Source organism: Amycolatopsis vancoresmycina, from assembly GCF_000716785.1.
In the GTDB taxonomy this organism is placed as follows: Bacteria; Actinomycetota; Actinomycetes; order Mycobacteriales; family Pseudonocardiaceae; genus Amycolatopsis; species Amycolatopsis vancoresmycina.
Genome location: NZ_JNYY01000008.1, coordinates 63156 through 77177 on the forward strand (window position 1 = coordinate 63156; position 14022 = coordinate 77177).

Annotated in this window: 16 protein-coding genes; 10 read left to right on the top strand and 6 right to left on the bottom strand. The window is 73.7% G+C overall.

Annotated elements, in window-relative coordinates:
• Positions 1 to 87 precede the first annotated feature (87 nt).
• Both OO60_RS20130 and OO60_RS20135 read left to right on the top strand, forming a co-directional pair.
• Positions 88 to 1641 (top strand): PucR family transcriptional regulator, encoded by a 1554-nt coding sequence (locus tag OO60_RS20130; RefSeq protein WP_033261876.1) that lies wholly within the window; start codon positions 88 to 90, stop codon positions 1639 to 1641.
• 19 nt (positions 1642 to 1660) lie between these two features.
• Complete coding sequence (locus OO60_RS20135; protein ID WP_003068857.1) at positions 1661 to 2317, top strand: maleylpyruvate isomerase N-terminal domain-containing protein; 657 nt, start codon at positions 1661 to 1663, stop codon at positions 2315 to 2317.
• A gap of 30 nt (positions 2318 to 2347) precedes the next feature.
• Here OO60_RS20135 and OO60_RS20140 read toward each other — a convergent pair whose 3' ends face one another.
• The 4 genes from OO60_RS20140 to OO60_RS20155 all read right to left on the bottom strand — a co-directional run bounded on the left by OO60_RS20140 (position 2348) and on the right by OO60_RS20155 (position 5471).
• Positions 2348 to 2566, bottom strand: a complete 219-nt coding sequence (locus tag OO60_RS20140; protein WP_003068861.1) for a S1 RNA-binding domain-containing protein — start codon at positions 2564 to 2566, stop codon at positions 2348 to 2350.
• 218 nt (positions 2567 to 2784) lie between these two features.
• On the bottom strand, positions 2785 to 3759 hold the full coding sequence (locus tag OO60_RS20145) for an LLM class flavin-dependent oxidoreductase (protein ID WP_003068864.1): 975 nt from the start codon (positions 3757 to 3759) through the stop codon (positions 2785 to 2787).
• Between the two features lie 48 nt (positions 3760 to 3807).
• Positions 3808 to 4200, bottom strand: a complete 393-nt coding sequence (locus OO60_RS20150) for a DUF6221 family protein (RefSeq protein WP_003068867.1) — start codon at positions 4198 to 4200, stop codon at positions 3808 to 3810.
• A 254-nt stretch (positions 4201 to 4454) separates the two neighbouring features.
• Complete coding sequence (locus OO60_RS20155) at positions 4455 to 5471, bottom strand: DNA polymerase domain-containing protein (RefSeq protein ID WP_003068872.1); 1017 nt, start codon at positions 5469 to 5471, stop codon at positions 4455 to 4457.
• Between the two features lie 68 nt (positions 5472 to 5539).
• Between OO60_RS20155 and OO60_RS44655 the strand changes: the two genes are divergently transcribed.
• The 8 genes from OO60_RS44655 (at position 5540) to OO60_RS20195 (ending at position 11880) form a co-directional block, all read left to right on the top strand.
• Positions 5540 to 6262 (top strand): TVP38/TMEM64 family protein, encoded by a 723-nt coding sequence (locus OO60_RS44655; protein WP_003068875.1) that lies wholly within the window; start codon positions 5540 to 5542, stop codon positions 6260 to 6262.
• 57 nt (positions 6263 to 6319) lie between these two features.
• Positions 6320 to 7981 carry a serine/threonine-protein kinase gene (locus OO60_RS20165; RefSeq protein ID WP_209441393.1) on the top strand — a complete coding sequence of 554 codons (1662 nt, stop codon included), beginning with the start codon at positions 6320 to 6322 and terminating at the stop codon, positions 7979 to 7981.
• Positions 7982 to 8034: 53 nt separating this feature from the next.
• Positions 8035 to 8340: a hypothetical protein gene (locus tag OO60_RS20170; RefSeq protein WP_033261879.1), complete on the top strand. Its 306-nt coding sequence runs from the start codon at positions 8035 to 8037 to the stop codon at positions 8338 to 8340.
• Between the two features lie 19 nt (positions 8341 to 8359).
• On the top strand, positions 8360 to 8782 hold the full coding sequence (msrB, locus tag OO60_RS20175) for a peptide-methionine (R)-S-oxide reductase MsrB (RefSeq protein ID WP_033261880.1): 423 nt from the start codon (positions 8360 to 8362) through the stop codon (positions 8780 to 8782).
• 89 nt (positions 8783 to 8871) lie between these two features.
• Complete coding sequence (locus OO60_RS45015; RefSeq protein ID WP_051767725.1) at positions 8872 to 9771, top strand: TIGR04222 domain-containing membrane protein; 900 nt, start codon at positions 8872 to 8874, stop codon at positions 9769 to 9771.
• Between the two features lie 66 nt (positions 9772 to 9837).
• Positions 9838 to 10752, top strand: coding sequence for a TIGR04222 domain-containing membrane protein (locus OO60_RS20185; RefSeq protein ID WP_033261881.1), 915 nt, complete (start codon positions 9838 to 9840; stop codon positions 10750 to 10752).
• Complete coding sequence (locus OO60_RS20190) at positions 10745 to 11545, top strand: MbnB/TglH/ChrH family RiPP precursor modification enzyme (RefSeq protein ID WP_004562078.1); 801 nt, start codon at positions 10745 to 10747, stop codon at positions 11543 to 11545. The genes OO60_RS20185 and OO60_RS20190 overlap by 8 nt, the downstream gene beginning before the upstream one ends.
• On the top strand, positions 11542 to 11880 hold the full coding sequence (locus OO60_RS20195; RefSeq protein WP_004562080.1) for an SCO6045 C-terminal-like domain-containing protein: 339 nt from the start codon (positions 11542 to 11544) through the stop codon (positions 11878 to 11880). Before OO60_RS20190 ends, OO60_RS20195 begins: the two co-directional genes overlap by 4 nt.
• 107 nt (positions 11881 to 11987) lie before the next feature.
• On the opposite strand, the gene OO60_RS20200 is transcribed toward OO60_RS20195, so the two are convergent.
• Entirely contained in the window at positions 11988 to 13328 is a 1341-nt protein-coding gene (locus OO60_RS20200) for a CoA transferase (RefSeq protein WP_033261882.1), read from the bottom strand.
• Positions 13328 to 14020 carry a hydrogen peroxide-dependent heme synthase gene (gene hemQ, locus OO60_RS20205; protein WP_004562082.1) on the bottom strand — a complete coding sequence of 231 codons (693 nt, stop codon included), beginning with the start codon at positions 14018 to 14020 and terminating at the stop codon, positions 13328 to 13330. Before hemQ ends, OO60_RS20200 begins: the two co-directional genes overlap by 1 nt.
• Between the last annotated feature and the right edge of the window lie 2 nt (positions 14021 to 14022).

A 14022-nucleotide genomic window follows, 5' to 3' on the forward strand; every position in this document is an offset into this window, starting at 1 on the left:
CCGAACGGTAACTCCGGACACTCTTCCCAGGCTTGTCCGAACGGCTAAAATCGCTCGTATGATCTTGTTCGATCGGATAGCTTGGCGATGACCTCGCTGCGGCACGTGCTGGCCACGCTCGGCGAGCCGCTCGTCGAGGTCGTGGTGGCCCCGCACGGCCTCGGCGTCCCGGTCACCGACGTCGTCATCCTCGACCCCGAGGACCCCCTGGAGGCGTCCCCCGGCGACCTGGTGCTGGTGATCGGCGCGCGCGGCCGGGCGGCGGCGCCGGCCATCCGGGCGGCCGGGCGCGGCGGCGCGGCCGCGGTGGCGGTCAAGGGCGCGACCGGCGCCGACGTCGCCGCCGACGCGGGCGTCGCCCTGCTCACCGTCGGCGCCGAGGCGCGCTGGGAGCAGGTGGAGGCGCTGGCCCGTGGCGTCGTCGAGGCGGCGCGCGCGGGCGGCGAGGCGGCCAGCGGCGAGGTGCTCGGCGACCTGTTCGCCCTGGCCCAGACCATCGCGACGCTCACCGGCGGCCTGGTCAGCATCGAGGACACGGCGAACCGGGTGCTCGCCTACTCCCGGGCGGGCGACGAGGTCGACGAGCTGCGGCGGCTGTCGATCCTCGGCCGCGAAGGCCCGGAACGCTACCTGGCGATGCTCCGCGAATGGGGCGTCTACCAGCGGCTTCGGGCGGGCGAAGGGATCGTGCGGATCGACGAGCGGCCCGAGCTGGGCATCCGCCGCCGGATCGCGGCCGGCATCCACGCGGGCAAGCAGCCGCTCGGCACGATCTGGGTCCAGGAGGGCGCCCAGCCGCTCACCGAACGCGCCGAGACGGCCCTGCTCGGCGCGAGCCGCACCCTGGCCCCCCAGCTGATCCGCGCCCGCACGCTGCCCAGCCCCGAGCTGCGGCTGCGCGAAAACCTCCTGGCCAGCCTGCTGGAGGGACGCCTGGACGCGGAGTCCGTCGCCGACGACATCGGCGCCGACCCGGCTCGCCCGGCGCAGGTGCTGGCGGTTTCGCTGGAGCGCTCGGACAACCGGCAGCTGCGGCGGGCCGAGCTGGTGCACCTGATCGCCGTGCACACCGCGGCCTACCGGCGCAGCGCGCTGGTGAGCGTGATCGGCGGCCGCGTCTACGCACTGCTGCCGGACCTGCCCGAACACTCCGACGCGGCGGTGCTGGCGCTGGCGCGCGAAATCGCCGCCACCGCCCGCCGGCACCTGGACGTCCCGGTCCGGGCCGCCCTCGGCGGGGTCGTGCCCCGGCTGTCGGACGCGGCCGCCTCCCGCGGCGACGCCGACCGCGTCCTGGCGGCGATGACGCGCGGGCAGTGGCCCGCCGACGTCGCTTCGCTGGCCGACGTGCGCGCCGAGGTGCTGTTGTCGGAGGTGCTGGCCTACCTGGGTGCGCAGCCGCGCATCCGCGACCCGCGGCTGACGACCCTGGTGGAGCACGACACCGAACACGGCGGCATCCTGGTCCCGGCCGTGCTGGCCTGGCTGAACGCGTTCGGCGACGTCCGGGCGGCCGCCCGGGTGCTGAACATCCACCCGAACACGGTCCGGTACCGCGTCCGGCGCGCGGCGGAAGTGTCCGGAGTGGACTTCGACGACCCCGCGCAGCGCCTGCTCACTCAGCTGCAGCTGCGGCTCTGATCCTGCTAGCTTCGCGCGCGTGGATCTCTTTTCGCGCACGTGGGCGGCGTTGCGCGCCGCGGTCGCCGCGGTTCCCGACAGCGACTTCGCGCAGCCGTCGGGCTGCCGGGGCTGGCTGGTCCGGGACCTGGTCTGCCACCTGGTCATCGACGCGCAGGACGTGCTGATCACGCTGGCCACGCCGGCGTCCTCGGCGGTGACGCACGACGCGGTGACGTACTGGTCGGTGGCTTCCGAGCCGCCCTCGGGCGAGGACCCGCTGGACGCGCTGATCGTCCGGCTGGCGGCGGCGTACGAGGACCCGGCGCTGCTGAAGTTCCACCTCGACGACGTGGGGTCGGCGGCCGGCCGCGCGGCGGACCTGGCGGACCCGGGGATGCGGGTGTCGACGCAGGACATGGTGCTGACGGCGGGCGACTACCTCTCGGCGTACGTGCTGGAGTGGACGCTGCACCACCTCGATCTGGTGGCCCACCTGCCGTCGGCCGCCGGGCCGCCCGCCGAGGGCCTGGCCCGGACGCGGGTGGTGCTGGAGAAGATCGCGGGCACGGCGTTCCCGGCGTCGCTCCCGGACACCGACGTCCTGCTGGTGGCGACGGGCCGGCGCGCGCCGACCGAGGCCGAAACGGCGGAGCTGGGCGAGCTGGCCGCGCGGCTGCCGTTCGTGCTCGGGTGAGGCAGGGCGCCCTGCCTCACCCGGCTCACGTCACGCCTTCACCAGGCTGAACCGGCGCCGCTCGACGTCGATCTGCTCGATGCGGACCGGCAGCCTGGTCCCGGCCTGCGGAGCCGCGTCCGTCACCAGCAAGCCGTGGATGCCGTCCGCGACCTCGACGAACGCGCCGAACGGCAGCACCCGGGTCACGACGCCGTCGAGGACACCGCCCTCGGCGTGGGCCGCGACGAACTCCTGCCATGGGGTCATGCGATTTCACCTCCTTTCCGCGCACGTCCCGATCAGGGGGTTGCGTGCGAGGAGGCGGCGGCCCGCGGGGCCGCCCGGAGGTCACGGCACAGCCGGGTACCCCGTCTGCTCACGGCTCGAGGCCGACCCGGCAGTCACGGGAAAAAGGATACCGCCCGGGCGCGGAAATACGCGACCGGTAATTCTCCGACGCGCTGTCCGGACATCGGGAAATCGAGTCACGCGAGCGTGCGCAGATCCGCCAGTTCGGCGAGCGCGGCGAAAGATTCGAAACGCGCGGATTGGTCGTAGGCGGCGGTCGTGGCGAGCACTTCGTCGGCGCCGGCGGCCGCGACGAGCGTCCCCAGCCGGTCTGCCACCTCGGCCGGGGTGCCGGAGATCTGGCCGTCGAGGGTCTCCTCGAGCCGGCTGCGCTCGTGGCCGGTCATCGGCCCGGCGAGGATGTCGCCGGGCGGCTCCAGCGGCGGGAAGACGCCGTGGGAGCGCGAGTAGACCGTCGCCCAGGCTTCGGAGACGAGCAGGCGCCGGGCGTCCGCGGCCGAATCCGCCAAGGCAATCGCCGTCGACACCACGACGTACGGTTCGCGCGCCCACTCGGACGGCCGGAAGCCGTCCCGGTAGCGCGTCACGGCTTCGGTGAGGGCCCGTTCCCCGCGGACCGGCGCGATCACCAGCGGCAGCCCGAGTTCCGCGGCGAGGTCGGCGCCGGAGCCGGTGGCCAGCAGGAACGGCGGCACGCGCAGGCCCTCGGCCGGGTAGGCGTGAACACCGCGGTGCGCACCCGCGAAGAACCCGAGCAGCGCCCGCACCTGCGCCCCGAAGTCGTCGGCCGCTTCCTTGCCGTGGCCCAGCGCTTCGCGGACCCCGGCGGTGAAGCCGACCGACCGGCCGAGCCCCATGTCGATCCGGCCCGGGTGAAGAGCTTCCAGGACACCGAACTGCTCGGCCACGACCAGCGGCCGGTGGTTCGGCAGCATCACGCCCCCGGTCCCGACGCGGATCCGGCTGGTCGCCCCGGCGACGGCGGCGGCCAGCACGGTCGGCGCGGACCCGGCGACCCCGGGCACGCCGTGGTGTTCGGAAACCCAGAACCGGTGGTAGCCCAGCCGTTCGATGCCGGCGGCGAAGGCGACGGTGTCCCGCAGCGCCCGCGCGGTCCCGCCGTCGCGCCGCACGGGCGAGCGATCGAGCACGGAGAACCTCACGCCGGGTGCAACACGCGCGGCGCGCGGAGATTCCCGTCAGGGCCGCCAGCGCTCGCTGTACTCCGGGTGGTCGGCGTAGGGCAGGGCCAGCAGCCGCAGGGTGAGGCACCAGTTGGAGCCGGCCTCGTCGGCGGGCACGTGGCAGGTCTCACACCAGTATTCGCTGCCGTAGAGCGGAAAACCGGGGACCTTCTCCGACACCGTGGTGCGGTGGGCGAGCAGGATCCGCCGGGTCGCCTCGATCTCGTTGATCATCTGGTTGACCACGTCGAGCTCGAGGTCGGTCAGCCCGCGGATCTTCTGTTCCACGGCGACCTTGGTCTCGCCGCGGTTCATCGCCTCGCCGGCCTTGGCCTTGTTGACGGCCTGCATGATCAACGCCTGCCGCGCACCCACACGCGCGGCGAGGAATGCGATCAGGTCGTCCACGCACGGCCTCCTTCCTCGAACCCGCCCCCCGATGGCCCCGGGGAGTCGTCGATTCGGAACGGCACGTTACGCCGTCGGAGGTCAAGATCGTGACAACGAGATCGGCCGTGCAACATTTGTGACCCGAAAGGCGACAGCGGGCGCTTGCGCGATCACCCGCCGCATTGCCGCTTGGGACATTCGGCGCAGCGTGGCCAGGATTTCCCGGCACCGCTGTGGTTCTTGTTACACAGGCACCGCCGCAAACCCCGACCTCAGTCGTTCCGCGCCTTGCTCGGCTGGACCCGCTTCGGCTCCCCCGGCATCTTCGGGTAGTCCGGCGGGTACGGCAGCTCACCCTCCCCGCGGTCCCGCGCATCCCGCTCGTACCACTCCAGCGCCGTCTCCAGCCCGAACGGCGAGGCATCCATCGCCGCGTGCAGGTCACCGTGCTCCGCCAAGAACGCCGGGATCGTCAGCACGTCGAAGTCGTCCGCGTCCACCTCGCCCAGCAACTCCCACGTCAGCGGGGTCGACACCGTTGCGCGCGGGGTGCCGCGGACCGACCAGCTCGACGCCACCGTGCGGTCGCGGGCCGCCTGGTTGTAGTCCAGGAACACCCGCCCGCCGCGCTCCTCCTTCCACCACGCCACCGTCGCCTTGTCCGGGATGCGGCGGGCCACCTCGCGGCCCAGGGCGATCACCGCGTGGCGGACCGCCACGAAGTCCCACTCCGGGCGGATCCGGACCAGCACGTGCACCCCGCGGCCGCCGGAGGTCTTCGGGTAGCCCGTCAGGCCCGCGTCCGCCAGGACCTCGCGGACCACCATCGCCACCTCGACGGCGTCGGCGAAGCCCGCGCGGTCCGGCGGGTCCACGTCGATGCGCAGCTCGTCCGGGTGGTCGACGTCGGCGCTGCGGACCGGCCACGGGTGGAAGTCGAACGTGCCCAGGTTGGCCGCCCACGCGAACACCGCCGGCTCGGTCGGGCACACCTCCGCCGCCTTGCGGCCCGAGGGGAACGTGATCTCCGCCGTCGAGACCCAGTCGGGCGCGCCCTTGGGCACGCGCTTGGCGTAGAACCACTCGCCCTCGACGCCGTCGACGTAGCGCTTCAGGGTCGTCGGCCGCTCGCCGATCGCGCGCAGCAGCGGGGCGCCGACCGTGATGTAGTGCTCGACCACCTGGCGCTTCGTGATGCCGCGCTGAGGGAAGTACACCTTGTCCGGGCTCGTGACGCGGACCGTGCGGCCGCCCACCTCGTACTCGACCGGGTCACCGTGCTTGGGCATGCGGCCACGCTAGCGGTGATCGCGCCGCCCGGCTCCCGCGAAACCGCCCGGCCGGTAGGCTGGAGCGGGTGTCCGGCCGCACCAAGCTGATCGTCGCGCTCGCCGTGCTCGCCCTCTTCGCGGCGGCCGCGGTGCTGCTGCCGATCCCCGGTCCGGCCGAACTGCGGGCCTGGGCCGCCACCACCGGCCCCGCGACGCCGCTCGTGCTGTTCGTCGCGTACTCGCTGCTCACCGTCGCCCCCGTCCCGCGCACGGTGTTCAACCTCGCCGCCGGCCTGCTCGTCGGCACCACGGCCGGGATCGCGATCGGCCTGGTCGCCACCACGATCGCGGCCGCGCTGTCCTTCGGGCTGGCCCGCCTGCTCGGCCGCGACCTGGTCACCCGCCACCTGCACCGGTCCGCCGTGCGGACGGTCAACGACCGGCTCGCCGGCGGCGGCACGCTCGCCATCACGTCGCTGCGGCTGATCCCGGTGGTGCCGTTCGCGCCCTTCAGCTACCTCTGCGGGGTGTCCTCGGTGCGGCTCGCCCCGTACCTGGCCGGTACGCTGCTCGGCAGTGTGCCCGGTACGGTCGCGGTGGTCGTCCTCGGCGACGCGCTGACCGGCGACACGCCGCCCGCGCTGCTCGCCTGTTACGGCGTGTTCGCGCTGGCCGGGGCGATCGGGCTGGTCAAGGTGTTCAAGAAGCGGGCACCGGGCGAAGCGGGCCCGCCGGACCGGCTGGCTGACGCGAAGAGCACGCGGCCGACCGCTACACTCGATCGGGTGCGCGAAGCGGAAACGCGCTGAGCAGGGCCACCACCACCGGGAATTTCGTCAGGAGCAGTCGCCATCGACACCGGTCAGCTGATCGCCGGGCACTACCGCCTCGTCGAGCACATTGGTAGTGGCGCCATGGGTGTGGTGTGGCGCGCGACGGACGTGCGCCTCGAGCGCACCGTCGCGATCAAGCAGATCCTCCCCCAGCCGGGCGTCTCCGAAACCGAACGCGACAACATGCGCCAGCGCGCGATGCGCGAGGCGAAGAACGCGGCCCGGTTCCAGCACCCCAACGCCATCGTGGTGTTCGACATCGCCGAGCACAACGGCGACCCGTGCCTGGTGATGGAGTACCTGAACGGGCCCAGCCTCTCCACGATCCTCGCCGAGGAGGGCACGCTCCCGCTCGGCCGGGTCGCCCGGATCGGCGAGCAGGTCGCGTCCGCGCTGGTGGCCGCCCACCGCGCCGGGATCGTGCACCGCGACGTCAAGCCGGGCAACATCCTGATCGACGAGACCGGCACCGCGAAGATCACCGACTTCGGCATCTCCCGCGCGGCCGGTGACATGACGCTGACCGCGACCGGCCTGATCGGCGGCACCCCCGCGTACCTGGCGCCCGAGCTCGCGCGCGGCGCGGACCCGGTGCCCAGCTCCGACGTCTTCGCCCTCGGCGCGACCCTCTACCAGGCGATCGAGGGCACCACGCCGTACGGCAACACCACGAACCAGCTGGCGCTGCTCTACGCGGCGGCGAACGGCCAGATCAACCCGCCGGTGCAGGCCGGGGCGGCCACCGCGCTGCTGATGAGCCTGCTGCGCAGCGAGCCGGGCGAGCGGCCGAGCATGGCCGAGGCCCGCGAGCGGCTGGCCGCGCTGGCCCGGACCGAGCCCGGCGGCATGACGGCGTCGCCGCCGCTGCTGTCCGGGGGCGCGGGCCGCAAGCCCGCCGCGCCCGCCGACGGCGGCGAGCGCCCGCCGTGGCAGCGGACCGAGAACCAGGCGCCGTCCTCGCCGCCGGTCGGCACGCCGGCTCCGGCGGCCGCGGGCAAGGCGCCGTCGAACCCGCCGCGCCCGACCGCGGCGTTCATGCCGATGCGGTCGCCGGCCGCGCCGCCGAACACCCCGCCCAGACCGATGCCCGCGGCCGCGCCGACGGCCAGGGCGCCCCAGTACTCGTCGAACGCCCCGAAGCCGGACAACAAGCGCAAGTACGCGCTGTTCGCCGGGGCCGGCGCCGCGGTCGTCGTGGTCGCCGTGATCGTGTTCCTGGTGCTGAACTCCGGCGGTGGCGGCACCGGGGGCTCGCAGACCGCCCAGTCGCCGGGCAGCCAGCCCACCGCGGGCCAGAACACGCCCAAGACCACCGGATCGAGCAGCAGCTCGAACGTCTCCGCCAAGCTGGGCCAGACGCCGACCGACTCGCCGGTCACCAACTTCAGCTCGGCGGGCCAGCTGGTCATCGACTACTTCAGCGACCCGGCGGCCCACTGGGACATGCTCACCCCGGCCGCCCAGCAGGTGTACGGCAGCGAGGACCAGTACCGGTCGTACTGGGACGAGAACAAGAAGAACATCAACGGGCCGACCAAGGCGCACGCCGACTCGGGCGGCAACGAGGCCGACGGCTCGCTGGTCATGAACGTCAACGTCGGCGGCGGCCGTCCCGGGTTCCGGCTGGTCAACGTGGGCGGCCGCACGCTGATCGACGCCAACACGAAGCTCGGCGGCTCCGGTTCGAACAACTGAGAGTTAACGCGCGTTCAGTGGGCTGACGGGCGCCGATGGCCTACCGTGGTGGCATGGCCGACAACGGAGCTTCGCTGCCGGGCCAGAATCCTCGCTTCCACGAGGACCTGGTCGGCCTGGACCCGTACGACCCGGAGGCGCGCGCGTTCGCCGAGCACCTCGACCGCATCGAGCGGTGCGGCCCCAACTACACCATCGAAGCCGCCCTCGACGGGGTGGCCGACTTCGCCGACTCCAGCAACCGCCTGGGCGGGCTGCGCTACTGGGTGTCCGCCTTGATCGTGGTCCTCATCGTGCTCGGCGTGATCGTGGCCGCATGGGACATCGTGGTGCACGCCCTCGCCTGGCTCGCGGCGTAACGTGGACCGGGTGAAAGGTATGAAACCCGTTGTCGGCGCGACCCCGCGCGTCGTGAAGTCCGAGCAGGAGTGGCGGGCGCAGCTCAGCCCCGACGAGTACGCCGTGCTCCGCCAGGCGGGGACCGAACGGCCGTTCACCGGCGAGTACACCGACACCAAGACCACCGGCGTCTACGAGTGCCGCGCGTGCGGTGCCGAGCTGTTCCGCAGCGACACGAAGTTCGAGAGCCACTGCGGCTGGCCGTCGTTCTTCGACCCGGCCGACTCCGACGCCGTGCTGCTGCGCGAAGACCGCACCATGGGCATGAAGCGGATCGAGGTGCTCTGCGCCTCGTGCCACAGCCACCTCGGGCACGTCTTCGAGGGCGAGGGCTACCCGACCCCGACCGACCAGCGCTACTGCATCAACTCCATCTCGTTGAAGCTGGTACCCGAGCTGTAGCAGCCGGCAGCCTAAATCCTCCTTAAGCGAGCAACCCGCCGCCCTTCCTCGAACGTGGTCACCGCACACGGACGAGGGAGGGCGGACTCATGACCGACACCTGGGGCATTCCCGGACCGGTGTTTTCGGGGCTCTACCTGGGCCTGCTGCTGGCGGTGGCGCTGTACGGCGCGGTGCGCGGCAGGCGGCTGTCCCAGGGGGACGCCGGCAGCGCGCCCGAACGGCCCGAGGAGTTCGCGCTGCTGGCGGGCGGACGCGACCGGCTCGGCGAGTTCGTCGTCGCGACCCTGCTGGCGCGGCAGTTCGTCCGCCTCGACAGCGCCGGCAAGCTGCACCGCACGGGCGGCGCGGCGCCGGACGACCTCGGCCGCGCCGCCCTCGCGCGGATCGGCAAGTCCGGCAACTCGATCGCCCGCGTGAGCGCCGAGGTCGGGCAGCACGCGTCGGTGCCCGGGCTGGAAGCCGGGCTCGCCGCCCGTGGCCTGCTCACCGACGTCCGCGCGGTCCGCGCGGCCTGGCTGACCACGGCCGTGGCCTACTGGGCGCTGGCCGTGCTCGGCGCGGCGCGGCTGATCGCCGGGTCGGCCACCGGGCACCCGGTCGGCTACCTGGTCCTGCTGCTCGTGCTGAACGCGGTCGCGGTCGCCGTCACCTCGGTCTGCGCCGCGAACCGGCCGAAGATCCGGATCACCGCCGCCGGTCGCGCCGCCCTGGAGAAGGCGCGCCGCGACGGCACGTTCACCGCCGGCCCGGCCGGCACCGTCGCCTCCCACGGCCTGAGCGCGCACCCCGACAAGGACGTCCGGCTGGCCGTCGGCCGGGCCGTGCGGCAGGCGGCCGCGCAGGTCTACCGCCGTCCCCGTGGCCGCTGGGCCGCGGCCGGGGGCGGCGCGGCCGCCGGGTACTACGGCGGCTGCGGCGGGGGCGGCGGCAGCTCGTGCGGCGGCGGCAGCTCCTGCGGCGGTGGCGGCGGGGGGTGCGGCGGTTGAAACGCCGACGCGACGGCTTGCGTCTCACAGCTACGGTAACCGCGACACACTGAGGGGAGACGGGCGATGACCGACCCGTGGGGCATTTCCGGACCGGATTTCGTGGTCCTCTACATCGCGTTGCTCGGCGCGGTCCTGCTGGTCAGGGTCGTCGTGTCCGGGATCGTGACCAGCCGGGCGATGCGAACGGACGCCGTCCGGCCCGGCCCGCCGCCGACCGTCTACCAGCTCGCCTTCCTCGCCGGCGGCCCCGACCGGGCCGTCGACGCGGCCATCGCGGCGCTGGTCGACCGCGGGCAGCTGCGCGTCAACAGCTACAAGCAGCTCAGCCAGGCCGGCACCCGGCCGGCCGAGCCGCTGGAGCAGGCGGTGTTCGACGCGGCGCAGCTGAAGGCGACGTCGACGATCCGGGCGTACGTCCGCGGCTCCGCGGCGATGCGGGCCCTGGAGGAGGGCCTCGACCAGCGCGGGCTGCTGGCGTCGGCCACGGCGAAGCGCCAGGCGCGGACGTTCGGGCTGGTGCTGCAGCTGGCCGTGCTGGCCCTCGGCGTGGCGCGGCTGGTGAACGGCATCTCCCTCGGCCGTCCGGTGGGGATCCTGGTGTTCCTGGTCCTGGTCGCGGCGGTGCTGACGGTCGTGGCCGCGGTCCGCCGCACGAAGACGGGCGCGCGGCAGCCGTCGGCCGCCGGCCACCGCCTGCTCGGCCAGGCCCGCGCCGCGGCGAGCGGCCCGGTGCCGGCCGGCATGCTGGCCGGCGGCGTGCTCCTCGGGGGCGCGGCGGCCGCGGTCGCGCTCGGCGGCTGGGCGATGTACCCGGACGAGGAACTGAGCGCGGCACTGGCCCCGCCGGTGACGTCGTTCGGCGGCGGTGGCTCGTCCGGGTCGTCCTGCAGCAGCGGGTCGTCCTGCTCGAGCTCGTCGTGCAGCAGCGGGTCGTCGTGCGGTGGCGGCGGGTGCGGCGGAGGGGGCTGCGGTGGGTGAGCTGGGCATCGGGATCGGCTGGCGGCACGAGCTCGACCTGTCCATCGCGCGGCTGCCGGGCGTGGACTGGGTCGAGGTCGTGGCCGAGAACCTGCACGCCGACCACCTGCCGGAGACGCTGCTGGCGCTGCGCAAGCGAGGCCTGCCGGTGCTGCCGCACGCGGTTTCGCTGTCCCTCGGCGGGGCCGAACCCCTCGACACGGGCCGCGTCCAGCACCTGGCGGAGGTGGCGCGGGCCCTGGACGCGCCGCTGGTCAGCGACCACGTCTGCTTCGTGCGCGCGGGCGGGCTGGACTCGGGCCACCTGATGCCGCTCCCCCGCACGCGGGAGGCGCTGGACGTGCTGGTGGCGAACGTCCGGCTGGCCCAGTCCATCGTGGACGTGCCGCTGGCGCTGGAGAACATCGCCGCGGTGCTCGACTGGCCGGACGCCGAGCTGACCGAGGAGCAGTTCCTGAGCGAGCTGACCGAGCGGACGGGCTGCCTGCTGATCATCGACGTGGCGAACCTCTACGCGAACGCCCGCAACATCGGCACGGATCCCTCGGCGTTCCTCGACGGAATCCCGTGGGAGCGCCTGGCGTACGTGCACATGGCGGGCGGCATCGAGCGCGACGGCGTCTACCACGACACGCACGCGCACCCGGTGCTGCCGGAGGTGCTGTCGCTGCTGACGGAGCTCCGCCGCCGCACGGACCCACCGGGCGTGCTCCTCGAACGCGACGACGACTACCCGAGCGACGCGGAGCTGGCGGCGGAACTGGCGGCGCTGCGCGCGGCGGTGACGACATGAGCCGCTCGGACCTGGCCCGCCGCCAGGCGGAGCTGCTGCAGGCGTTGCTGGCGGACGGCCCACCCCCGGCGGGCTTCGACCCGGCCCGGCTGCGGGTGGAGGCCCGGGTGCTGCGGCGCAAGCACGGGCGGGTCCTGGCGTACCAGCGGCCCGAGGTGGCGGAGGCACTGGGCGAGCGGTACGGGCCGCTGTTCGCGGAGTTCAGCTCGGGCCGTCCGAAGAAGGCGACCGAGCGATCGGGGGCGTACGCGGACGAGTTCGTGAGGTGGCTGACCGAGCGCGGCCACCTGCCGAAGCCGAGGCGGCGGCTGGCAGACCGCCTCCGACGCCGCTGATCCACAGCCCGGCCGGGCTGTGGACAACCACGGCCGGACCGGGGTTTTTGCCGGCCACCGCCGGTAGACTGGAACCGGGGTCGCCCCCAGGGTGGGTGGGTACTACGTCAGGGCGTCCAGGTCGGTTTGTCGACTCCCGGCTCCCGCGTCCCGAACTCCCAGTACGGCTCCGCGCCCGGCAGCCCGCCGGCCATCCGGACCCGCGTCAACCGGCCGTAGCCGCTGTCCGCCTCTTCCATCAGGTCGCCGTACTCGACGTCGACGGCGGCAGGATCCTTCCGGCCCAGCGAATCCAGCCACCGGCCCGTGCCCGCCAGAGACAGCCGCGCCCGCCAGGTGCCGCCGTCCGTGACCTGCCGGTGCAGGGCCGTCAGCACCGCCGCCGCCGTCAGCCAGCCCGTGGCGTGGTCCAGGGCCTGGACCGGCAACGGCGATGGCCCGTCCGGCGAGAACGCCATCCCGTTCGACATCTGCACCAGACTGTCGAACCCGCGCCGCCGCGCCCACGGGCCTTCCCAGCCATACGCGCTCAGGTCCGCGATCACCAGGCCCGGCCGCAGCGAGGCCAGCTCCTCGGTCCCGAACCCGATGCGCTCCAGCGCGCCCGGGCGGAACGACTGCACCAGCACGTCCGCCCTGCTGATCAGCTTCTTCAGCCGCGCGCGGCCGCCCTCGGTGTCCAGTGCCACGAACGCCGAGCGCTTGCCCTGGTTCGTGTCCCGCACCAGGGCCTCAACCCGCGGCAGGTGCGCGGCCCCGACGTGCAGCACGTCGGCGCCGTGCGCCGCCAGCACCCGGCCCGCCACCGGGCCCGCCAGCACGTGCGTCAGCTCCAGCACCCGGATCCCGCCCAGCGGCCGGTCCGAGTAGAACAACGTCCGCTTCGGCGCGTCCGCGACCGGCTCCAGCGAAACCAGCGGCAGGGCAGCCACCGCTTCCCCTTGCGGGTGCGCCGCCCAGTCCTCGGGTGAGCGCAGCTCGGCGGCCGCTCCCCCGGCGCTGACCACCGCGTGCTCGACCTCGCGCGCACTCCGGCCGGCGACCGCCTTCGCGACCGCGCCGAGCGCGCCCGGCACGCCGAGGCCCCAGCACACCGCCGCTTCGTGGCGCGGGTAGTTGCAGTGCAGGCGGACCCAGCCGTCGGCCGCCTTGTAGTTGGCCGACAGCGGCGCCCAGACCGGCTCCGCGCCGACGCCGTCCACCCGCAGCAGCTGCTCGCTGTGGAACGCCGCCGCCGCGTGGCGCGTGTCCGCCGTGACGACGCCGGGTTCGATACCGCGCACCCGGAGCATTTCCCCGGCCGCCAGGGTGGCCGCCGCGATCGACGCCGTGGCGGCCGCCGCCACCCGGTACGGCCCGGGCAGCACGGCTTCGGTGCCGGTCAGCTCGAACGGCCCCGGCGTGGACCCGGTCAGGGCGTCCCAGACACCCTCGACGATCTCGCGCACTACGGGAGCGCCGCGACGAGCTCGGCGGGCGGCACGCGGGTGCCGGTGTAAAACGGAATCTCCTCGCGCACGTGCAGGCGCGCCTCGGTGCCGCGCAGGTGCCGCATCAGGTCGACGATCCGGTGCAGCTCGTCGGCTTCGAAGGCCAGGATCCACTCGTAGTCGCCCAGGGCGAAGGAGGCGACGGTGTTCGCGCGGACGTCCGGGTAGTCGCGGGCTTCCTTGCCGTGGTCGGCGAGCATCTTGCGGCGGTCGGCGTCCGGCAGCAGGTACCACTCGTAGGACCGCACGAACGGGTAGACGCAGATGTACTTGCGCGCCTCTTCCCCGGCCAGGAACGCCGGGATGTGGCTCTTGTTGAACTCGGCGGGCCGGTGCAGCGCGGTCTGGCTCCAGACCGGCGTCGACGCGCGGCCCAGCGGCGTCCGGCGGAACCCGGCGTACGCGGCCTGGACCTGCTCGATCTCCTCGGCGTGCCACCAGATCATGAAGTCGGCGTCAGCGCGCAGCGCGGACAGGTCGTAGACACCCCGGACGGCGACGCCCTTGGCTTCGAGACCGTCCAGGTACTCGGTGGTCTCGCGGCCGGCGGCCCCGCGGTCCTCGCCCAGCCTGCCCGGCTCGATCCGGAAGACCGACCAGGTGGTGTAGCGGATGGTGTCGTTGAGCTCGTTGTAGTTGACCCGCGCCATGA

Excerpts from the sequence above, each read along its gene's own strand:
- OO60_RS20140 (WP_003068861.1), bottom strand. The coding sequence starts at position 2,566 with ATGACCCCATGGCAGGAGTTCGTCGCGGCCCACGCCGAGGGCGGTGTC.
- OO60_RS20195 (WP_004562080.1), top strand. The coding sequence starts at position 11,542 with ATGAGCCGCTCGGACCTGGCCCGCCGCCAGGCGGAGCTGCTGCAGGCG.
- hemQ (WP_004562082.1), bottom strand. The coding sequence starts at position 14,020 with ATGGCGCGGGTCAACTACAACGAGCTCAACGACACCATCCGCTACACC.
- OO60_RS20130 (WP_033261876.1), top strand. The coding sequence starts at position 88 with ATGACCTCGCTGCGGCACGTGCTGGCCACGCTCGGCGAGCCGCTCGTC.
- OO60_RS45015 (WP_051767725.1), top strand. The coding sequence starts at position 8,872 with ATGACCGACACCTGGGGCATTCCCGGACCGGTGTTTTCGGGGCTCTAC.
- OO60_RS20155 (WP_003068872.1), bottom strand. The coding sequence starts at position 5,471 with ATGCCCAAGCACGGTGACCCGGTCGAGTACGAGGTGGGCGGCCGCACG.
- msrB (WP_033261880.1), top strand. The coding sequence starts at position 8,360 with ATGAAACCCGTTGTCGGCGCGACCCCGCGCGTCGTGAAGTCCGAGCAG.
- OO60_RS20185 (WP_033261881.1), top strand. The coding sequence starts at position 9,838 with ATGACCGACCCGTGGGGCATTTCCGGACCGGATTTCGTGGTCCTCTAC.
- OO60_RS20170 (WP_033261879.1), top strand. The coding sequence starts at position 8,035 with ATGGCCGACAACGGAGCTTCGCTGCCGGGCCAGAATCCTCGCTTCCAC.